The sequence below is a fragment of the Haloarcula pelagica genome (genome assembly GCF_030127105.1).
Classification (GTDB): domain Archaea; phylum Halobacteriota; class Halobacteria; order Halobacteriales; family Haloarculaceae; genus Haloarcula; species Haloarcula pelagica.
Map to the genome: position 1 here is coordinate 1,079,403 of NZ_CP126161.1, position 20,393 is coordinate 1,099,795.

The window sequence follows — 20,393 nt, forward strand, 5'->3', positions numbered from 1 at the left end:
CTGGCGCTCTGGTAACACCCGCGTAGTGCCGTTGCTAACCGACACTTACCGACCACGGACGCGGTCTATGGCCACTTCGGGCGGACGGCTCGGGGGACGACGCGTCTTTCCTCGATCTCCTGAATATCGATGTCATCCGCTGTTGAACGCGGCGATGATGTCCACCAGATCACCCACCGAGAGGTCGCCGTGTCCTGGGAGGTCCTGTCCGGAGTTGAACCGCACGATCGCGTCCACTGCTTCCTCGACAGTGACACGACCGTCGTCGCTGCGGTAGACTTCGACGGGTGAACGACCGCCCGCGGACAGGACCGTGACCGTCGTAGACGCGTTACCCACGGAGACCGTCTTCGTTCCGGCGCTCTCGAACGAGTGGGTGAAGACGATCTGTCGGGAGCTGCGAGCGGGCATCCGCACGTTTCCGCTCGCGACGGGTTCGCCGTCGACCTGGAGGACAGCGGTGTAGGTGCCGGCAACGGGTCCGTCGTTGGTGACGGGCGCGATGACGGTTTCGCTCCCGCTATTTGTGACGGTCCCGGGCACGTCGATCCCGGTCACGGTGAAAGACGGCTCCCCTGGCGGTGGCGTCGGTGTATCCGTTGGCGTCGGCGTGAAAGTCGGTGTATCCGTCGGCGTTGGTGTCGGTACCTCGACGGTGACCGTCGTCGACTCGGTCCCGGCCGTCAGGGTACGATCACCGGCGGTACCGAACGTGTACGCGAACGAGACTGTCGCCGTCCTCCCAGGCTCGACAGGCACCGACTCGATACCGACACTCGTCCCGTCGACTTTCAGCTCGGCGGTGTAGATCCCCTCGGCCGACCCTGTGTTCGAGATCGTCACGTCGACCGTCTCAGTCTGTCCCTGGTCGACCGTCCCGGGCGCTGAGACACTCGTCACTGACAGCGACGGCGACGGGTCCGGGGTCGGCGTTGGAGTGGCTGTCGGCGTCGGTGTCGGCGTCGGTGTCGGCGTCGGTGTCGGCGTTGGTGTCGGTGTCGGCGTTGGTGTCGGTGTCGGCGTTGGTGTGGGCGTTAGTGTCGGTGTTGGCGTTGGTGTTGACGTTGGTGTCGGTGTCGGCGTCGGTGTTGACGTTGGTGTCGGTGTCGGCGTCGGTGTTGGAGTAGCTGTCGGCGTCGGTGTCGGTGTCGCCGTTGGCGTTGGCGTCGGCGTTGGAGTAGCTGTTGGTGTCGGCGTCGGTGTCTCCCGACTGATCCGGAGGTCGGCCTCGACCGTCCCTGCCGGGAGGGAGTCGAGAGTTAGGCTCCCGCCAGTGACCGTCGCAGTATCGACCTCGATACCGTCGCCGTCGACAGCGACGACAGTGGTGCCATCGTCGAGGTTAGTCTCGATGGTCACCGCAGCGGGCTCGGTGGCATCGTACGCGATGTCAGCTTCGCCGTCCGCAGCCCCGTCGAAGACCGGGTCCCGAAACGCCAGCCCCATGTATGCGCCCGCGACGGTGAGACTGCTCTCTTCGACGGGTGCGATCGTGATGTCGTGCTGGGTCGCGTCGATACCGCCCAGACAGGTCGTGTCGCCGCTCACACTGTCGACCCGGACCTGTGCGTTACCGGCTGCCGAGAGCGTCGTGTCGCCGAACGTGACCGAGTTCCCGTCATCCGGAAACGTTCCGAAGTACACGCTTGGGGCGTTCTCGTACGCAGTCAGCCCGGAATCGGTGACGTAGGCGGCCCCACCGGGGCTCCCGACACACGAGAGAGCGACGCCGTCGCCGCTTGCAGCCGCTGCGAACCCGATACCGCCGGCGAAACTGGTAGCGACTGCTGCGAGCACGAGAAACGCAGCCACGTAAACCGCGGCGACTTTTTTCGACGAACGGGTCATCGAACCCCCTCCACGGCCCATTCGGGGAACGTACTTCGAGTGCCGTTCGACACGTGAGGGATACGTCCACCTCTCAGGTCACTCCGGCCAGCACCACCCGGTTCCGCAGGGCACCCACGAGCCTCGACGCGCACCTGCTGACGGCGTTCGGATCGCTGCTGCCGCTCGTCGAGCGGCGATCCAAGCTTCGGTCCGTCGCTCGGCGTCGTACCGTACACCTCACCCACCTGGGGGCGGAGCCCCGCCCCGGCGTCTGTCCTGACCATCGGTTCCATGCGGCGACGACAACCACATAAAAAGGATACCAGCATGTGCAGGGGCGCCCGGTCGCAGCGGTTCGATCGTCACCGACAGCGCCGATCAGGTCCACTGCGCCGGGATCGTCTGGCGAACCCGAGACAGCGACCACACCGAATCGATCCTGAGGTCGACTCGACCCGCGAGGCACACTGGCCGTCCGGTGTCGATCCCCGGAGGTTTCGATCATCACTGGACTGTGTCCGCGAGACCACTGACGCGGCTCGCGCCGTGTGCCAGCGGTGGCGCCTGCCGGGAACGCCGACCGACAGGCCGCCAAGCGTCTGAGACAGCCGTCTTCGAGGCGAGTGACCAGCATACGAAGGTACACGCTTTAGGGTCGCCGGCTGTGACGCGGTACCAATGACGGCCGTGAGAGGTGACATCGAGGGCGGCTCGGTCACTGTCTTGCTCATCGACGACGACGAGACGTGGGCTCGGGTGACCGGTCGGCTCCTGGAGACGAACACCGATGCGCTGGAGGTGACGACTGCCCACAGTCTCGCGGCTGGTCGGGAAGCGTTCGAGCGGGTCGACCCCGACTGCGTCGTCTGCGATTACCAACTCGGAGACGGCACGGGGCTGGCGCTGCTGGAGACGGTTCGCTTGGCTGATCCCGACCGGCCGTTCTTGCTGGTGACTGGCCGCGGCGACGAGGCGGTGGCCAGCGAAGCTATCGGTCAGGGGGTCACCGACTACATCCGCAAGGACCAAGACGACGACGAGGCCGGGTTGCTGGCGAGTCGCATCACGAACGCCGTCCGCTCGTACCGGACCGAGCGTGCGCTCGAACGCGAGCGCCGGAGCAAGACCGCGCTGCTCGACGTGTTTACAGGGACGACCGCAGAAACCGACCTCTCGCAGGAGTTCTGTACCCGTCTCGTCTCCGAGCGGAACTACACGTGTGCGTGGATCGCTCGCGAGACGACCACGGGTCCTGCGGTCCCAAAAGCCGTCGCCGGTCGGGAGGGCTATCTCGACGCGATACACGCCCCCGACGGATCGCTCCCTGACGGCGAGCCCGCACAGGTAGCGCTCGACCGCGACGAATCCGTGAGCTTCACCGTCGACGATCACTCGGCATCGGACGGTTGGCGCTCGCTTGCTTCCGACTACGGCTTCGAGGGTGCGATCGCCGTGCCGATCCGCCACGACGGGGTGCGATTCGGTGTCCTCGCTGCGTACACCGACGACGCGACCCTCGGAGAACGAGAGCGTGCTGCCGTCGAGGAGTACGCCGAGACGGTCGGCTACGCGCTGACGAACGCGGAGCGAAAGCGGTCGCTACTGTCCACACGGGCAGTCAGCGTGCGCGCTGACCTCGACGCCGACGCGGTACCGCTGGGCGCGCTCACCGGAGCGCTCCCGCACACTACCTCCGCCGAAGTGCTGTCGACCGTCTCCCGCGATGACGGGACGACGCTGTACGTCACAGCGCTCGACGAGACCCCCAAAGACGACATCGCCGACGCGGTGGCTAGCGCGGACGGCGTCGAATCGGTTCGTATCGACCGAACGACATCACCGACCCGGTGTGAACTCGTCGTCGACGCACCCACTCCCGAAGAGCGGCTCGCGGCCCACGGTGTCGCCGTCCGGGAGACAGCCGTCAGCGGCGGGACGATCACGCTCTCGCTGGCCATCCCCGACGACGAACAGGTCGCGACGGTTCAGGATGTCCTCGCCGGGGCGTTCAGCGGTGCCGGCGTCTCGACGATATGGAGCGAGCGGGAGACCGACCCACGGATCGACGGCGACAGTATGGCGATAACCGAGCGTCAGGGCGAGGTGCTCCGACACGCGCTCGATGTCGGATACTTCGAACGCCCCCGCGAGACGAACGCGACAGAACTCGCCGAGCATTTCGGACTCAGCCGGGCGACCGTCAGCCAGCACCTTCGGTCGGCTCAGCGGAAAGTCCTTGCCCACGTGTTCGACCGTCCCAGCGCCGACTGAGTGCGTGTTCTCGAACAAGTAGTTTTATTTATATTCTCTCCTGAAACGTACCGAACGACAGTACCGGGCTGACAGGCGACCGGGACTGTGGATCGCTCTGTCACTCGCCTGTCGGGCCGGGTTCCAGCCACTGATCGGTTCACGGAGCCAAGACAGTCTCTCGACTATGTACAGTGTCGCAGTGCTTTCAGTCGTCCTGTCGGTCGTGGTCGGTGGGACCGCAGCAGCGTGGCTGCTCGCTCGCCACGACCGGGGAACCACGACGTTCGCGCTGGGGGTGTTCCTCCTCGTCCTCACGGGCTGGACGGCGACGCATCTGGGCGCACTGTTCGCCGACAGTCGCCAGTGGTTGTTGGTGAGCAAGCAACTCTCCTACGTCGGCGTCGTCACCACACCGATAGCGTGGTTCGCCTTCGCGCTTCGATACACCGATCGCGGCGACTGGCTCACCTGGCGTCGGCTCGTGCTCCTGTCGGTCGTCCCCGTGACGACACTCCTCATGGTCTTTACCGCCCAGTACCACTCCCTGTACTACACGAGCATCGGTGTCAGCTCGGTCAACGGGCACGCGGTCCTCCGGACCACCCCTGGCCCCTGGCACGCCGTGAACATCATTTACTCCTACTCGCTGTTGCTCGGAGGGACCGGGCTGCTGGTCGCGGCAGCACTGTCTGACAACCGGCTCTACCGTCGCCAGTCGGCTGTCCTGGTCGGGTGTATCACGGTACCGTGGCTCGTGAACATGAGCTATCATCTCGACCGCACACCGTTTCCGTGGTTCGACGCGACCCCGATGGCGTTCATCGCCACCGGCATCCCGCTGGCTGTCGTCGTTCTTCGAACCGACCTGGCGTCGTTTCTCCCGGTCGCATACGAGCGGGTCTTTCGCTCGCTCGACGATCCGATCGTCGTTATCGCGCCCGACGGTCGGATAATCGACGCCAACGACGCCGCACGGACCGTTCTCGGCAGCGGTGCAGCCGTCGAAGGTCGCCCCGCAACCGCGGTGCTTCCCGACGAACTCCACGACGCGGGCACGCTCTGTCTCGACTTCGGCGAGACGATCGAGTGTGCACAGCGCTACGCTGGACAGTCCCGCCGGTATCTGGGCCGCCGACAGCCTATCGCGTCGGACACCAACGGCGTCGAACGTGGGTCGATCGTTACACTCACCGAGATCACCGCGCGAGTCGAACGGAACCGCGAACTGGAACAGCTCTCGAAGCAGGCTCGACGGAAGAACGAACAGCTCGAACGCATGGCCGGCGTCATCTCACACGATATGGCGGCACCGTTGTCGACTGCCGAAAAGACCCTCTCCTTGCTTCGTTCGGACCTTGCCGATCCAGACCCACCGGTCGAACAGTCACTCGACGACCTCGCCTCGGTACACGACCGGCTCCGCGGGTTCGCTGAGAACCTTCCACGGCTGGCCCGGGAAAGCGTCGACGTGCAGACGACAGACGAGTACGACCTCGAGGCCGTCGTTCAGGCGGCCTGGAACACCGTCGACACTGGCACCCTCGAACTAACGGTTACGGACAGCCGGTCGATACACGCGGACAGAGGACGCCTCCAGCAGGTCTTCGAGAACCTCTTTCGAAATACCGTACAGCATGCCACGATAGGGGACCACACAGTCACAACCACAACCCGGACGGGACAGGCGAGTTCAAACGAACAAGCGAGCGCGACGACTGTCCGCGTCGGCACCTGCGAACGCGGAGTGTTCGTAGAAGACGACGGCCCGGGGATCAGCCCCAAACAACGCGAGACCGTCTTCGAGTACGGTATGAGCACCGCCGACAGTTCGGGCTTCGGGTTGGCGATCGTCAGAACGATCGTCGAGGCTCACGGGTGGGAGATCGACGTTGCTGATTCGGGCTCGGAGGGTGCCCGGTTCGAGATCACGATCGACGACGCTCCCACCGAGCCGTGAGGAAGCCCGCCTACCGGTGTCCTGGCGATGGGTCGGTCCGTGTCCACCGAGCACGGGACAGCGTGATATTCGTCTAGGACGGTCGCTGGCGACGTAGGTGGGCGCACGACAACTGCCACGTGTGTTTCGCTACCAGCTGGTCGAAAAGCGATTTCAACGCCACGTGATCGGCGATCCCAGCGACGGTCCAGAGTCCGTCAGGAGCGACCGTCTCTAGGGAGAGCCCGATAGCCGAACCCGATGGAGATGGTGAGACAGAGCACGTAACTGAAGACGAGTTCACGACTCGGTCGATTGCCGCGTGACCAGACCAGTCCGGTCGTGAGGCTGGCAAAGACCGTTCCGACGAGCGCGAACAGCAGCCACTCCTGTGGTTCGGTGAGGAAGGCGTCGATGACCCGTCTGAGAAAGAGATACCCCAGCGCGAGCGCCACGACCACTCCGCCGGCGAAGTCCCACCCGCCAGGCGTTAGCCCGACGGCGACCGAGCCACTCATCGAGACAACTGCGAGCAGTATCAGTAGTCCGTGTCGAATCGAGCGGAGCCGCTGTGTCGACACCACGTCTCGGTCTGGTCAGGCCACGACTATCCGTGTTCGGATCGTGCGGTCGGGTGTGGCTGCCCGGCGGCTCTCTGAACGTGGTTCGCTCACTGCGCTGTATCGATCACTTGCTCCAGGGTGTACATCACCGTACAGCCGGTGATGGGACGGGGTGTCGGACAGACGACGACCGAACGGGTCCACCGTCGACGGCGACGCGCCACTACGGCGGCATCTCATCGGAGAGCGGACGGATAGTTGATAGTCGCGACGCTTTTCGAGCGGGGTTTCAGCCGTCTTTGTGGTCTCCAAGAGCCCCCTTGTCTGCCCGCGCCCGAGAGGGCGGTTCCACGCCGTTCGAACCGGGGCCGAGACACGCCGCGAGGGGAAAACCTCGGAGCGAAGCGTCGAAACCCGGTTTCACACACGAATGTAGGGGTAAAACAGCCGTTCTCACGCGACAAGAACCGCCGTGTCGTACGTTGTGAGCGGCGTACACACGACTGTGATCGGGGGTTCGAGACAAGACCCCGTATCGTGTGATTTTGGCCAATTAAACGGCTCTACAGACCATTTGTGAATGATAGACACGTCCCCGGCGTGTGAACGGTGGGCAGGTATATATACAACTACTCAGATGACACGTTCGATGCTTCGACACAGCGAGCGTGGTAGCAGCGGACTCCAGGCGAGACAGCTCCTCGAACCGGACGGGAACGTGAGACGGTCGACCGCGATCCGAACCAGGTCGGCACACGGAGGGTCGACCAGTCGGGACCCGTTCGTGGAGGCGAACTAGCGTGGCAGACCTCACACTGGCACTGCTTGCGGTGCTCCCGCTTGCGGTCATCGGCGTGTTGATGGTCGGGTTGTACCAGCCGGCCACCCGAACGATGCCGATCGCATGGGTGATCGCGGCCGTGGTCGCCTTCGTCGGCTGGGGGATGGCGCCGCGGCTCATCGCCGCCGCGTCGATACGCGGCGCGCTGACGGCGACACGGATACTCGTCATCGTGTTCGGCGCGATACTCCTGTTGTACACGCTCAAACAGTCCGGCGCGTTCGAGGTCATCAACGCCGGCTTCTCCTCGATCAGCGACGACCGGCGCGTCCAGGTGGTGTTGCTCTGTTTCCTGATGGGTTCGTTCATCGAGGGCGCGGCCGGCTTCGGGACTCCAGCGGCCATCGTCGGCCCGCTGCTGGTCGGGCTCGGTTTCCCACCGCTGGCAGCGGTGGTCGTCGCGCTGACCGGGAACCTGCTCGCCATCACGTTCGGCGCAGTCGGGACGCCCCTGATCATCGGCCTCCGTGACGTGGTCTTCGCCGAGGGGACGGGAGCAGCACAGCAGGTCGTCCAGCAGGGCGGCTTCGAGAGCGTGGGCGCCTACGTCGCCCAGATCGGCGTCTGGGCGGCGGTCATCCACGCGATCGTGGGGATCGCCGTCCCCTTCATCGGCGTCGCGATGATGACCCGATTCTTCGGCGAGGAACGGTCCATCAAACCCGCGCTGGAGGTGCTCCCGCTGACGCTGTTCGCGTGGGCTTCCTTCGCGGTCCCGTACGTCGCGACGGCGGTCTTCCTCGGGCCGACGTTCCCCGCGCTGTTGGGGTCGATGGTCGGCCTGCTCGTCGTCACGGCGACGCTGCGGGCGGGGTACTTCCTCCCGGACGAGGAGTGGGACTTCGGCCCCCAAGACCAGTGGCCCGACCACTGGATCGGGAGCGTCGAGCCCGGACAGGGCGTCGGTACCGGTGGGAGCACCAGCCGTGAGGGCACGGTCGCCGCGGACGGCGGCGTGGCGACGTTCGAGGACAGCCACTCGCAGGACATGTCCCTGGGGATGGCGTGGCTGCCGTACATCCTCGTGGCCGCACTGCTGGTCCTGACCCGCGTGGTCGGCCCGGTCCAGGAGTTCCTCGCGACGACCGGCGTGCTCGCTTGGAACAACATCCTCGGGACGCCGTTCTCGGAGGGTGTCGAACTGCTGTACCTACCGGGGAGCCTGTTCGTGCTGGTCGCGGTCGTCACCTACGCGCTCCACGGGATGAACCGCCGGGAGATCAAAGACTCGTGGGCAGAAGCACTGCGCAACATCGCCCCCGCAGTCGTCGCGCTGTGGTTCGCGGTCGCGACCGTCATGATCATGCAGCGGACCGGCAGTGCGGTGGTGCTGGAGACGGCCCCGGTCGACGCCGGCATGCTCGGCTTGCTCTCGGAGATCACCGCGGACACGACGGGACAGCTCTTCCCGTTCTTCTCCGGGTTCATCGGCGCGTTCGGGGCCTTCATCGCCGGCTCGAACACGGTGAGCGACATCCTCTTCGGACTCTTCCAGTTCCAGGCCGCAGAGCAGATCGGCGCGCCGACCCAGGTCGTCGTCGCTGCCCAGGCCGTCGGGGGCGCGTTCGGTAACCTCATCGCCATCCACAACGTGGTCGCCGCGCTCACTGTCGTGGGGCTCATTGGCGAGGAGGGGCGTGTCATCCGGCTCGAACTGATCCCGGTGCTGTACTACGGCGTGTTGACGGGGATCGTGACGATGATCCTCGCCTACGTCGTCGCGCCGGGAGCCTTTTGAACGACTGCGGACCCATCTTTTCATGGCATACGACTCACGACCCACCGACAGGCCCGATCCGGCGACCGATCCGAGTGCGAACTACGACTACCGCGGCGGGGACGACCACCGACCCGACCTCGAAGCGGCTCTGACGGCCCGCGTCGACGGCGACGTACGCTTCGATACGTACACCCGCGAACTGTTCGCGACCGACGCCAGCGCGTACGAACAGCGCCCGATCGGCGTCGTCTCGCCGCGGTCGGTCGAGGATGTCGTCGCTGTCGTCGAGTACTGTGCCGACCACGAGATTCCCGTGCTTCCACGCGGCGGCGGCACTCGCCTCGCCGGCCAGGCGGTCAACGAGGCGGTCGTGCTGGATTTCAAACGGCACATGGATCGGGTCGTCTCGGTCGACGCGGACGAAGCCCGCGCGAAAGCAGAAGCCGGAATCACGATCGCTCGCCTCAACGACCGCCTCGACCCCCACGGACTGAAGTTCGCGCCCGACCCGGCCTGGGGGGACAAGAGCGTCCTCGGGGGTGCGATCGGCAACAACACCACGGGCGCTCACTCCCTGAAGTACGGGAAGACCGACGCGTACATCGAGGAGTGTGAGGCCGTCCTCGCCGACGGGACACGAACGACCTTCGGCTGGGTCGGCGTCGACGAGATCCAGCGACGGGCCAGGGAAGTAGACGAGGACGCCGACATCGAGGGGCGAATCTACGCCGCCGTCGCGCGCATCCTCGCGGAGGACGCCGAAGAGATCGACGAGAAGTACCCCGATCTCAAGCGCAACGTCTCGGGGTACAACCTCGACGAACTCGTCGACACCGCCAGAGAACGCGGCGAAGTCAACCTCGCACGCCTGCTGGCCGGCAGCGAGGGGACGCTTGCGATCGTCACCGCGGCGACCGTCTCGCTCGAACCGGTCCCCCAGTCGACGGCCGTCGTGCTGTTGACCTACGACGACATCCTCGCCGCGATGCGTGACGTGGCTCCGATCCTCGATCACGACCCCGCCGCCGTGGAGGTGATGGACGACACCCTGCTCGACCTCGCTGCCGACACCGCCGAGTTCGCCGACGTGGTCTCCCTGTTGCCCGACGGCACCGACTCGACGCTCCTCGTGGAGTTCTACGCCGACTCCCCGACGGACGCGGAGCGGAAGATCGCCGACCTGCTTGCCGATCGGCTCCCCGGGCACGACGCGAGGGCCACGCCGACCGAGGGGGCGGAGGACGTGACGGCCGATCCCGTCCACGCCGTCGACGCGCTGGAGGCCTACGACGACGACCGGCAGGCGAAGTTCTGGAAGATGCGCAAGGCCGGCCTCCCGATCTTGCTCTCCCGGACCGGCGACGACAAACACTGGCCGTTCGTCGAGGACACCGCGGTGCCGGCCCGGAACCTCCCGGAGTACGTCGCCGACATCCAGGCGCTCCTCGACGAGCACGACACGTTCGCCTCCTACTACGCCCACGCCGGCCCCGGCGTCTTGCACATCCGGCCGTTGCTGAACCTCAAATCCGAGGACGGCATCGAGACGATGGAGGCCATCTCGGAGGGGATCACCGACCTCGTTATCGAGTACGAGGGGTCCGTCTCCGGCGAACACGGCGACGGCCGCGCCCGGACCCAGTGGAACCGGAAACTGTACGGCGAGGACCTCTGGGCGACGTTCCGGGAGCTGAAAACGGCGTTCGACCCGGACTGGATCCTCAACCCGGGCAACGTCTGTGGCGACCACGACCCCACCGAGACGCTCCGGTACGACGCCGAGTACACGTTCGACGCGGGGTTCGAACCGACGCTGAACTGGGACATCGAGAACGGCTTTCAGGGGATGGTCGAACTGTGTCACGGCTGTGCCGGCTGTACCGGCCACCAGGAGACGACCGGTGGCGTCATGTGTCCGACCTACCGGGCCAGTGAGGAGGAACTGACGAGTACCCGGGGCCGGGCGAACATGCTCCGGTCGGCGATGGACGGCGACCTGCCCGACGACCCCACGGACGAGGAGTTCGTCACCGAAGTGCTCGACCTCTGTATCGGCTGTAAAGGCTGCAAGAAGGACTGCCCGAGCGGGGTCGACATGGCGAAACTGAAAGCCGAAGTCGTCCACGAACACCACCAGCGGGAGGGAATCTCCCTGCGGGACAAACTGTTCGCCAACGTGGAGACGGTGCTCTCACTGGGGAGTGCGTTCGCTCCCGTCTCGAACTGGCTGATGGACCTCCCCGGGGCGGGCCACCTCGCCGAACGGACCGTCGGGATCAGCAGCGAGCGAACCCTCCCGGGGTTTCACCGGACGACGTTCCGCGACTGGATGGCCGAGCGCGGCGGATCACGCGTTCCCGAACGCAACGCCGACAGGAAGGCGCTGGTCCTCGCGGACCCGTACACGGACTACTCCCACCCCGATGTCGGGAGAGCGACGGTCCGGGTCCTCGAAGCCGCGGGCGTCCACGTCTCGGTGCCCGACGGCGTGACCGACAGCGGCCGTCCCGCGTTCTCCAAGAGCATGCTCGATCACGCCCGCGAGACGGCCCGCGAGAACGTCGCCGCGCTCGCGCCACGGATCCGGGAGGGGTGGGATATCGTCGCCGTCGAGCCCTCGGACGCGGTCATGTACCAGTTGGACTACCGCGACCTGCTCTCGACTGCCGAGGTCGACACGGTCGCCACGAACACCTACGGCGTCTGTGAGTATCTCGACACCCACCGCCTGCTCGACGGCGTCGAGTTCGGACCGGCCGAGACGGCGCTGGCCTACCACGGCCACTGTCACCAGAAAGCCACCACGAAGGACCACCACGCGGTCGGTGTCTTGCGCCGCGCCGGCTACGATGTCGACCCGCTCGATTCGGGCTGTTGTGGGATGGCCGGCTCCTTCGGCTACGAGGCCGAACACTACTCGATGAGCGAGGCCATCGCCGGCGTGTTGGTGGACCAGATCGGAGACTCGGCGGCCCAGCAGGTGGTCGCTCCTGGGGCCTCCTGTCGGTCACAACTCGACGACTTCGGCGAGGACGGCGAGCCGCCCCATCCGATCGAGATGGTCGCGGCGGCGCTGGTCTAGAGTCTTCGGTCAGATGATGAGAGGCTAGTCGTCGTCAGCGGTATACGTGCCGCCGCGTTGCTTGATTCGAGCGACGACGAGCTGTTAGTCGCCCTGTCGAAAGATCACAGCGAGGCGGAATTCGCCGATGCGTCTCTTCTTGTAGGGGCTGTTTTCCAGTGGTTCGCCGTAGGCTGGTGGGTCTCACCACGGAGACGTGACAATTTCATCGAGTTTGTCGAGGAGACGGTCTTGATCCGCGGCCGAGAGGCCGTTCAAGTCGGCCTGTGCTTTGGACGAGAGTTCCCATGTCCACACCTCGTCACTCATCGTCCGTCCCGAACTGCTCGCGAGCCGCATCCGCGCTCATCGTCTTCCCCTCACGGATGTCCTCCTCGGCTTTGAGGAGCGCAATGAGTTCGTCGCGGTCGAACATTGGAAACTCGATTGCATCTCGGAGCGTATAGCGGATGAATTCGCTTCGACTGTTGAAGCCCTGACCCTGCCAGGTGTCGTCGGTCTCTTCGAGGAACGATTCAGTGGCTTTGAAATTCACCGTCACGATATCGTCCTTACCGGCCTTGTTGAAACCCTCAATCAGTGATGGGTTCCTGCGGATGTGCCGAATACTGGGCGCGAATCGATCAACCACCATCCAAGCGGGAACTACGGTGAGAGAAGGATAATGTTACTCGGGTTAACGGCGGTTTCGGTTGTGTCTCTCAGACTCAGTGTTCATGAGGGAACGGGGGAGTTTCACTATCTTCCGGGATTACCGTGCCGGCCCCTGTATCGTCTGTCCGCGGTATCGGCCCGTCACCGATAGTGTGCTCCTCAATCCACTCGCGGGTATCTATCGGAACGAACCGCCCTTCGTCTTCTATTGGGTACCGAATCGGCTGGCCAGGTTTGACCGAGAGTAGCTCGGAATCCTCTACGACGACGGTTCCATTGACGATTACGTACGGGATGCCGGTAGATGGCAGGCCATTCTCACCGTGTTTGTAGGTTGAATTGTCGGTCACTGTCTCCGGATCGAACAGCGTCAGATCGGCGACGCTCCCCACCTGGACACGGCCCCGCTCTTTCATGTCGTCGATGCCGGCGTCCCCGAGGTGCTTCGCAGGCCAGTAGCTCAACTGGGCGAGCGAGAACATAAGTGGGACGTCGTGCTCTCGACCGAGCCGTAGCGTCTTCGCCTTCGCTCCTGCCGTGCGCGGGTGGCCCGCGTACGACTCGTAGTCGGCGTCCCACGCCAACAGTTCGCCGTCCTCTCCCACGCCGGCCATTGCGTCGGTGGCCACGGTCATATGAGGTATCTGCAACCAGTACGGCAGCCACTGCTTCCGCGTCGGCATGAACACGACGACGGTATGGCCAGGGTCCTCTGCGACCAGGTTCTCGTACGCTTCCTTGTCGAGGAACGAGTCTCCCACTGGGTCGTATATCGTCTCCTCGTAGACGTTCCCGTACGTCTCCTCCCAGATCTCGGGGCGGAGGAAGTCGGCGCTCACCACGGTCGACCCGGCATCGTACGGATAGTGCTCTCCCCACACGTTATAGCCCTTCTCGCGAGCTAGCCGAAGCTTCTCCTCGTTCTCCCACCAGCCGTAGTCGTTGTCGTGACACAGGATCAGCGGGGCGTCGAGCAGCATCGCGTTGGTGAGCACCTCATCGAACGCGATCGGCGCCTCTGTCGGCGTCTGGCTGCTCAGGTGGTATCGAGTGTGAATCGCCGCGAGCCGATCGTAGCGGGCGGCCGTCCGCTGGGCCTCGAACTGCTCGTAACTCGTCATTCCACGGGCCATGTACGCCGCACCGACGCCGATTCCGAGGGCACCCTGGCGGAGGTCCTCGTCAAGTAGCCCCATGACCTGGTTCATCTGTTCGATGTCGCTCCGGGTGACGGACCAACCCTGGACGCCGTCTTCGGCGGACTCGTTGAGATAGCTCGGCCCGTTCGAGAAGTCGATCGGTTCCTCGATGTCGACCTCGGGGTCGTGGACGGCTAACCGGGCGAAGTTGAGGCTGGCGGTCGTGCCGTAGTTCACCTGCCAGCCCTCCTCGGCCTTCTTGTCGTACCAGTCACCGACGTGGAGCGCGCCGAGTTCGAGGTCCATCCCGGTCGTCGTCCCGTCCCGAAGCGACAGCTTCGTGGCGAACGGATCGACCGCGTGGAAGTGCGTATCGATGAAGCCGGGAGCGACGACGAGTCCGGTGGCGTCGATGGCCTCGTCACCGGAAATCTCGTCGGTGGTTATCGCCTCGATACGGCCATCGCTCACGCCGACGTTCCTGACTGCGTCGAGCATCGTCTCCGGATCGATGACCCGTCCATTGGAGATGACGAGGTCGTAGTGTTGCGTACCCATGGTAGCTCAACCAAGGGAGTTGTTCAGTAGGTGAATCGTCCCCGGTCGAACGCTGAATAGACGGCCTCCGTGTTTGTTATTGTCTCATATTATCCTCGGTACCCTTCCTTACTGCCGGTCGTCTGATTTCATCACAGAGTAACGAGCAATTATTCCGAGCGGTCGACGCTCGTACTGGCACATCGGAGCAAGTTCGCCGCGACCACCTCCGTCAATATCGACCCAGTTTGCGATGCCCTCGCCCTAAACATTCGACTCGTCTTCGAGTCTCTCGGCGAGCCGTGAGTTCAGGGCGCCGTTGATCGGAATCAGGAAGACCCAGGTGAGCATCGCCCAAACTGGGTTGACGCTCGCCACGGCGATCGAGCTGGCGAACACGATCGGTGAGGCCAGAAAGCGCGCGGCCTGGATCCCGACGGCGCGGGAGGCGATACCTTCCTCGATGAGTTGCTTTCGCGCGGCGTAGATCCAGAGGGCGGCCAGGGAGAAGCCGGTGAGTGCGAGGACTGCAGCAATGAAGGAGACGCCGAAGCGGTTCGGATACGTGCTAAAAACACTCGTCCCGTATGGGACGAACGCCACAAGGAGCAAAAAGAGGAGGTTAAGCCAGACGATTCCCCGGTCGTGGACCTCGATGTGGACGAAGATGCGTCGGTGAAGCATCCAGTAGAGTCCGATGACCAGGAAGCTCAACATATATCCGAGGTACTCGTGCCACTGCTCGAAGACGAGGCCCGCGACGACCGATGGGGGTGTGCCTGCCGGGACCTCTGGGACGGTGATCTCTAGGACGAGCAGCGTGATGGCGATGGCGATGACTCCGTCGGAGAGAGCCAGCAGCCGGTCGGTCTCCTCGGATTCGCGTCTAAAAGGGAGTGCCATACGGTATCTACGGCTCCTATCACCAAGGAACTATGCGAGGACGAGCGGTGGAAAGGGAGAGGAGCCGGTCGGTCCTCGCTCAACAGGATAGGCTGCGAACCGTCTGGCCGCAGTGTGTCTCTTGTAATAAGCCAATGACGCCAGCGATGGCTCAACTGATGTAGAGCAACCACGGATACTCGACTTTCGGTACCGATCTGCTGCATGTATCCTCTGAATGCAGCAGTCCGTTCCACTCGGAATCACTGATATTCACCTCGCTCGTGTGAAACAGCGAGGCTTCGCTCCAGATTGTAAACGACACACTTGATAACGAGTCCGCGAAATTGCTTCCACCAGAGGCGTGAACGAACGAATGCCCCGAATTTCTGTTTGATCGCAGCGTTGACTGTCTCGTTCATGTTTCGTCGATTGTAGAAATCGCTGTCAAGCCGTGCATTCCACGCTTTATGGAGCGGTGTGAACTCACGGTACTTGATGAGCGGGCGAATATTGAGATCACGGGCGAGTTGCCGGAGGTTTTCGTCGTCGTATCCCTTGTCACCGGTTAACACTGCGATAGACCCTGCGTTCCGTCGGACTACCTGTGGTGCAATCTGGGTATCGTGTTTTCGTGTCGTCGTCACGTGAATATCGAGAACGGCGTTGGTTGCCGTATCGATCAATAGGGTCGTCTTCAACTGCTGGATGGTGAGGTTCGTTCGCTTCGTGTAGTGAGCGGAGGCGTGAGCGCGTTCAAATCCGGACGCATCGATACCAGTGACACCGGTCACCGATAGATCAGCGAGCGAGACGTTCAGTAGTACTCGCCAGACAGCCATCTCTAAGCGATCGAATGCTTTGCAGAGTGTCGAGGGGGTAGGAATCGATTCGAGATCAATAGCCTCTCGGATACGGGGCATTTCTATGAGTTCGTCAACGAGATCGCGGTACGTGGTCGTCTTCTTCACCTTCAGACAGAGCAAGACGACGTGTTGACGGAGCGTAAATCGCTTGCGCGAATAGCGTGTCGAGAACCGTGGCATGGCACGGCGAGCCAACACGACAGCTTGTTCAACAAATCGAAGGAGGCGTGACTTCGGGAGTGAGTCCATCAAACCCCGCTACTCACTCGTTGTGTTTCTCAGCAAGGGTTTCAACAGGGCCTCCTTACCGTTTCCGTCCGTAGTTGCTTCGGATATATGTTAGTAACACACATGTCTTATCAATAGTCGTTTCGACGAAATCCGCCTTCTTGCCCCGCTGCTGTATCCATGCTCTGTGTCGGTCACGCCGATACTGACAGGCGTCGGGTGGATTCTATCTGACGTGCTGGATACAGGGCGCGTATGCAGCACGTGTACCTGAGAATCAGGGCACGTCTGATTCGGTCAGTACAGTGGATGCAGTAATCGCCGTAACCCTTATTGATACACAATTTCAACACATCATATGTCAGAAGCCGAGTCATCCCCGGAGAAAACGACAGTAAATATTCGGATGACCGAGACGTTCTTGGAGGATGTAGACGCAACGTGGGAGGAATACGGATTCAATAGTCGCAGCGAGTTCATCCGGACTGTCCTTCGGGATGCGCTCAAACATCCCGAATTTAATCGTGCAGATCTGAAGGCAATGCTCACCAGCGAAGCCGAGATTCGTGAGGGTCGTACCCACAGTAGTGACGATGTGAAGACCGAATACGGTCTCGACCAACTGATGCCTGACAGCGATGAGTGAGTGGGACTGGGAACTTACTGACACAGCCAAGCGAGATTTCGATAGCCTTGACGGTCACGCGCGTGACCGTATCGCAGCCAAACTTGACGAGATTGTAACCGACGAATGGCGGAACCCACCCGACCACCTCGAACCACTGCAAGGGACGCCTAACGACAAGCTTCGGATTGGTCCGTTTCGGCTCGGGTGTCGTGCTGATCGTACCGAACAAGTCCTCTACGTGTTACGAATTCGGAAACGCGGTGGCGATGCATATCGCAGTGATGACGACTGAGTGAACCCGCATGGAGGCCACCGTCCCGTCCGCGGACCGCACGACGACCGTCGGGCGGCCGAACTGTCCGCCGTCGTGGACATCGACACTCTCGATACGCTCGTACTCGTGTGTCTCGACTGCCTCGGCGGCGTCGATCGTCGCGGCGACCCCCCTCGCTGGTGCTCCGCTCTGCGAAGGCTCGCACTCGCCGCGTCGTCGAGGCGACGGCGATGTCGAACCGCATCAAGTAGCCGGACTCGACGTATCTGACCGTTTCGGTACACAAGAGGAGGTCGAGCAGTCTGATCGGGTACTTCCCCGCATCCCGAAGTGGAGGTTCACCCGCAATTCGTCGATCACTGGAACCAGCCCGCGGCGACTTCCGCCCGCTCAACCGTGCCGCTGGCAGCGACTTTCGCGCGTGCGACCCGATACATCGTGTATAGCTGGACGAGTGCGTAGCCGGCCCAGAGGGCGTAGCCGCCCGCAGCGCTCCCGATCACGCCGGGACTAACAGTGAAAGCCTGCAAGCCGAACTGACTCGCCAGTCCTGTCCCGACCAGGCGGACGCTGAAGTAGCCGAAAAACGCCGCCGCGAACCACATCGCGACGACGCGGCCCCAGCCCGGCATGGTGTGTTCCGGGAGCCTGACGGTGTTGACTACCTGGACGACGACGATGTAGGGCCACATCATCAACCCGGACATCGCCGCCCCGACGACGAGCAGTCCAAAGGGATCGTCGATGGCGATCGGGAACAGGAGGATGACGACGCCCCAGCCACAGAAGACGGTCAACAGTCCCCAGAACAGCTCCGGGAGACTCCAGCCGGCCTCGCGCCCGTACAGTTCGTAGATGATGTCGGAGCTGTTGCGGACGAACGACTCGACGATGGCGTACTCGGTCGTAAAGAGGGCCAGAAACAGCGTGACGTAGATGACCCCGGTAGTGACACCACCGGAGGCCGGTGCGATCTGGACGAGCCACATATCGACGGCCCCGAGCGCCGTCCCGGGCGCCAGCGACACCGCGATGACGACCAGCGCCGTGGTGACGACGAGCAGTCCCGAGAAGAACGTCAGCAGGTGTTCAAGCTGCGTCACTCGCCACCAGCCACGCCACCGTTCGAGGTTCGTCCTGTCGGCCGGGAACGTGAACCCGTCTTCGTGGACCGTCTCGGGGTCGTCGCCGGCGAAGGGGTTCTTGATGCGGCCCTGGTACCGTCCCATCCCGTATCCCTTCTCCCGGATCCAGAGGCTCTGTGAGAGGTTGAGATAGCCGCCAGCCCCGGCGTAGGCCAGGGCCCCGACGAGGACGGCGATGGACCCCGTCGGAGCGCTTCCCCCGATAGCCGTCACACTGGCCGGAATGGCCAGCAGGACATCGACCGAGCCGATGAGCGCAAAGAGGACGAGTGTGAACACGATCGACAGGCTCACGAGGACGATCTGTATCCGCTCGACCACGTTGTACATCAGCGGCGTCACCTGGTAGGTGATCCAGATGAACACCATCAGGACGATGCCGAACAGCCGCCAGCCGGCCAGTTCGACCCCGCCGACGGTGTAGGTGCCGAGTGCGAGCCCCTCGGCGCCGATCTGTGCGGCACTGGCCGCCCACCCGGGCCAGCCGAGGCTGACGAACCCGCCGACCAGCATCGCCAGCGGGACGACCGGATGGACCCGCTCGAACGCACGGAAGATGCTCTCCCCGGTCGCGAGCGTCCAGCGCTGTATCTCCGTGTTGACGACGAACTGGATACAGACCGCCGCGATGAACAGCCAGTAGAGCCCCCAGCCGTAGCGAGCGACCAGTTGCGGCCAGAACAACGTCTCACCGCTCCCGATGGAGGCTCCCAGCATGATCGCACTGGGGCCGACGATGCGCCGGAGTTTCGGGACCTTCGGGAGGTCGAGTTGTTTGAACTGGCCGCCCGAACCGGGGTCCGGGGCGTCGTCGCCGTCCGGCGCCGGTTCGAGGTTGTCGTAGGCGACAGGCGTGTACGTGGACATCAGGGACCGCTGCTCGTCCGCAGAGACGTACACGTCGACTGACTCGTCGTCCCCACCGCCTGTCCCCGACATCGCTTACCCGCCGCCGTAGTGCCAGACGCGATCGCTGTCGCTCGCTATCTCGACGTTCGGGAGCGATTCGAGCGCAGGGCCGATCGCGTCCCACCACTCGTCGGCCGTGGTGTACCCGGCGGGATGCTCCGGGAACACGTCGTTGAGGAAGGTCCCGTGGTCGGTGTCGGGGTGCTCGACGAGGTAGTCGTAAGACGCTCGGAGCGCGTCGCGGTGTCGCTCTAGCAGTTCGCCGCTTCCCGGTAAGTCCGCGTTCGCGATACTGATCTCGACCAGCGGGTCCCGCGGGAGGTCCGAGAGCCCCTCTCGATCCCGTCGTCGCACGAGTGGGACCCACCAGATACGGCTCCGTGCGCCGACTTTCCGGGTCTCTAAGACGCCCTGTTCGACGAGTTCGTCCAGTTTGTCGTGTGCCGTCCGCCGGGAGCACCCCAGAGCCTCCATCACGTCGTTTGCGGTCAGCGGCTTGGAGAGATCCCGTCGCGTTTCGAACACCGAGATGACCCGCTCGGTCGTGAATGTAGCCGTGGACGGTGGCGAGTTCTCGTCACGCCCGTCGTCCGCGGAATCGCTCATATTCGATACACACAGTCGCGTGTATTATCAGTTATCATGGTCACTGTCAGATCGGAACCTGTCCCGTGGTGAACGGAGAGAGAGCGAAGGTCTTCACCTGGTTGGACAGCGCCCGACGACGGAACGGTTTTCCTGCATGGGACTATCGGCGACTCGCCGGCAGTCGGTTTCGACCCGAAATCACCCCCACAGGGACCATTCGGGGCACAGATCGGGTTCGAGAGGCCCGGAGACACTTGTTTGGAGCACTGCGGACTTGTAGGTAAGAGACAGGTCTTCAGGCGCGGGAGGGGTCAGCGT

The 20,393-nt window shown here is 63.6% G+C and carries 14 protein-coding genes and 1 pseudogene; 6 read left to right on the forward strand and 9 right to left on the reverse strand.

The window, feature by feature from the left end; translation table 11 throughout:
- Positions 1–132: 132 nt before the first annotated feature.
- Positions 133–1,848 (reverse strand): CARDB domain-containing protein, encoded by a 1,716-nt coding sequence (locus P1L40_RS05830; protein ID WP_284010387.1) that lies wholly within the window; start codon positions 1,846–1,848, stop codon positions 133–135.
- A gap of 660 nt (positions 1,849–2,508) precedes the next feature.
- On the opposite strand from P1L40_RS05830, the gene P1L40_RS05835 reads away from it, so the two are divergent.
- Together P1L40_RS05835 and P1L40_RS05840 are read left to right on the forward strand one after the other, a co-directional pair.
- Entirely contained in the window at positions 2,509–4,101 is a 1,593-nt protein-coding gene (locus tag P1L40_RS05835; protein WP_284010388.1) for a helix-turn-helix domain-containing protein, read from the forward strand.
- Between the two features lie 166 nt (positions 4,102–4,267).
- Positions 4,268–6,040, forward strand: a complete 1,773-nt coding sequence (locus P1L40_RS05840; protein WP_284010389.1) for a sensor histidine kinase — start codon at positions 4,268–4,270, stop codon at positions 6,038–6,040.
- A gap of 197 nt (positions 6,041–6,237) precedes the next feature.
- On the opposite strand, the gene P1L40_RS05845 is transcribed toward P1L40_RS05840, so the two are convergent.
- Positions 6,238–6,537: a hypothetical protein gene (locus P1L40_RS05845; protein WP_284010390.1), complete on the reverse strand. Its 300-nt coding sequence runs from the start codon at positions 6,535–6,537 to the stop codon at positions 6,238–6,240.
- A 905-nt stretch (positions 6,538–7,442) separates the two neighbouring features.
- Here P1L40_RS05845 and P1L40_RS05850 point away from each other — a divergent pair.
- Together P1L40_RS05850 and P1L40_RS05855 are read left to right on the forward strand one after the other, a co-directional pair.
- Positions 7,443–9,161: an L-lactate permease gene (locus P1L40_RS05850; protein ID WP_419181207.1), complete on the forward strand. Its 1,719-nt coding sequence runs from the start codon at positions 7,443–7,445 to the stop codon at positions 9,159–9,161.
- 22 nt (positions 9,162–9,183) lie between these two features.
- Entirely contained in the window at positions 9,184–12,225 is a 3,042-nt protein-coding gene (locus tag P1L40_RS05855) for an FAD-binding and (Fe-S)-binding domain-containing protein (protein WP_284010392.1), read from the forward strand.
- Between the two features lie 84 nt (positions 12,226–12,309).
- Here the strand turns inward: P1L40_RS05855 and P1L40_RS23360 are convergent.
- The 5 genes and pseudogenes from P1L40_RS23360 to P1L40_RS05880 form a co-directional block, all read right to left on the reverse strand.
- Positions 12,310–12,534: pseudogene (locus P1L40_RS23360) on the reverse strand (type II toxin-antitoxin system RelE family toxin).
- The gene (locus P1L40_RS05865) at positions 12,527–12,859 is read right to left on the reverse strand and encodes a ribbon-helix-helix domain-containing protein (protein WP_284010394.1); all 333 of its coding nucleotides are present in this window, start codon (positions 12,857–12,859) and stop codon (positions 12,527–12,529) included. The pseudogene P1L40_RS23360 and the gene P1L40_RS05865 overlap by 8 nt, the downstream one beginning before the upstream one ends.
- A gap of 73 nt (positions 12,860–12,932) precedes the next feature.
- Entirely contained in the window at positions 12,933–14,576 is a 1,644-nt protein-coding gene (locus P1L40_RS05870) for an amidohydrolase family protein (protein ID WP_284010395.1), read from the reverse strand.
- A 243-nt stretch (positions 14,577–14,819) separates the two neighbouring features.
- On the reverse strand, positions 14,820–15,458 hold the full coding sequence (locus P1L40_RS05875) for a TMEM175 family protein (protein WP_284010396.1): 639 nt from the start codon (positions 15,456–15,458) through the stop codon (positions 14,820–14,822).
- 242 nt (positions 15,459–15,700) lie between these two features.
- The gene (locus tag P1L40_RS05880) at positions 15,701–16,552 is read right to left on the reverse strand and encodes an IS5 family transposase (RefSeq protein ID WP_284010397.1); all 852 of its coding nucleotides are present in this window, start codon (positions 16,550–16,552) and stop codon (positions 15,701–15,703) included.
- A 337-nt stretch (positions 16,553–16,889) separates the two neighbouring features.
- Here P1L40_RS05880 and P1L40_RS05885 point away from each other — a divergent pair, with 337 nt between their 5' ends.
- Entirely contained in the window at positions 16,890–17,177 is a 288-nt protein-coding gene (locus tag P1L40_RS05885; RefSeq protein WP_284010398.1) for a ribbon-helix-helix domain-containing protein, read from the forward strand.
- Positions 17,170–17,451, forward strand: coding sequence for a type II toxin-antitoxin system RelE family toxin (locus P1L40_RS05890; RefSeq protein WP_284010399.1), 282 nt, complete (start codon positions 17,170–17,172; stop codon positions 17,449–17,451). The genes P1L40_RS05885 and P1L40_RS05890 overlap by 8 nt, the downstream gene beginning before the upstream one ends.
- Positions 17,452–17,789: 338 nt before the next feature.
- Here the strand turns inward: P1L40_RS05890 and P1L40_RS05895 are convergent, their stop codons facing one another.
- Together P1L40_RS05895 and P1L40_RS05900 are read right to left on the reverse strand one after the other, a co-directional pair.
- Entirely contained in the window at positions 17,790–19,517 is a 1,728-nt protein-coding gene (locus tag P1L40_RS05895) for an Nramp family divalent metal transporter (RefSeq protein WP_284010400.1), read from the reverse strand.
- Between the two features lie 3 nt (positions 19,518–19,520).
- Positions 19,521–20,093 (reverse strand): ArsR family transcriptional regulator, encoded by a 573-nt coding sequence (locus P1L40_RS05900; protein WP_284010401.1) that lies wholly within the window; start codon positions 20,091–20,093, stop codon positions 19,521–19,523.
- Positions 20,094–20,393: the final 300 nt, after the last annotated feature.

What these genes read in the sequence shown, in the direction of transcription:
- P1L40_RS05885 (WP_284010398.1), top strand. Translation starts at nt 16,890, where the DNA reads ATGTCAGAAGCCGAGTCATCCCCGGAGAAAACGACAGTAAATATTCGG.
- P1L40_RS05855 (WP_284010392.1), top strand. Translation starts at nt 9,184, where the DNA reads ATGGCATACGACTCACGACCCACCGACAGGCCCGATCCGGCGACCGAT.
- P1L40_RS05845 (WP_284010390.1), bottom strand. Translation starts at nt 6,537, where the DNA reads ATGAGTGGCTCGGTCGCCGTCGGGCTAACGCCTGGCGGGTGGGACTTC.
- P1L40_RS05875 (WP_284010396.1), bottom strand. Translation starts at nt 15,458, where the DNA reads ATGGCACTCCCTTTTAGACGCGAATCCGAGGAGACCGACCGGCTGCTG.
- P1L40_RS05900 (WP_284010401.1), bottom strand. Translation starts at nt 20,093, where the DNA reads ATGAGCGATTCCGCGGACGACGGGCGTGACGAGAACTCGCCACCGTCC.
- P1L40_RS05850 (WP_419181207.1), top strand. Translation starts at nt 7,443, where the DNA reads ATGGTCGGGTTGTACCAGCCGGCCACCCGAACGATGCCGATCGCATGG.
- P1L40_RS05890 (WP_284010399.1), top strand. Translation starts at nt 17,170, where the DNA reads ATGAGTGAGTGGGACTGGGAACTTACTGACACAGCCAAGCGAGATTTC.
- P1L40_RS05840 (WP_284010389.1), top strand. Translation starts at nt 4,268, where the DNA reads ATGTACAGTGTCGCAGTGCTTTCAGTCGTCCTGTCGGTCGTGGTCGGT.
- P1L40_RS05865 (WP_284010394.1), bottom strand. Translation starts at nt 12,859, where the DNA reads ATGGTGGTTGATCGATTCGCGCCCAGTATTCGGCACATCCGCAGGAAC.
- P1L40_RS05895 (WP_284010400.1), bottom strand. Translation starts at nt 19,517, where the DNA reads ATGTCGGGGACAGGCGGTGGGGACGACGAGTCAGTCGACGTGTACGTC.
- P1L40_RS05835 (WP_284010388.1), top strand. Translation starts at nt 2,509, where the DNA reads ATGACGGCCGTGAGAGGTGACATCGAGGGCGGCTCGGTCACTGTCTTG.
- P1L40_RS05870 (WP_284010395.1), bottom strand. Translation starts at nt 14,576, where the DNA reads ATGGGTACGCAACACTACGACCTCGTCATCTCCAATGGACGGGTCATC.
- P1L40_RS05880 (WP_284010397.1), bottom strand. Translation starts at nt 16,552, where the DNA reads ATGGACTCACTCCCGAAGTCACGCCTCCTTCGATTTGTTGAACAAGCT.
- P1L40_RS05830 (WP_284010387.1), bottom strand. Translation starts at nt 1,848, where the DNA reads ATGACCCGTTCGTCGAAAAAAGTCGCCGCGGTTTACGTGGCTGCGTTT.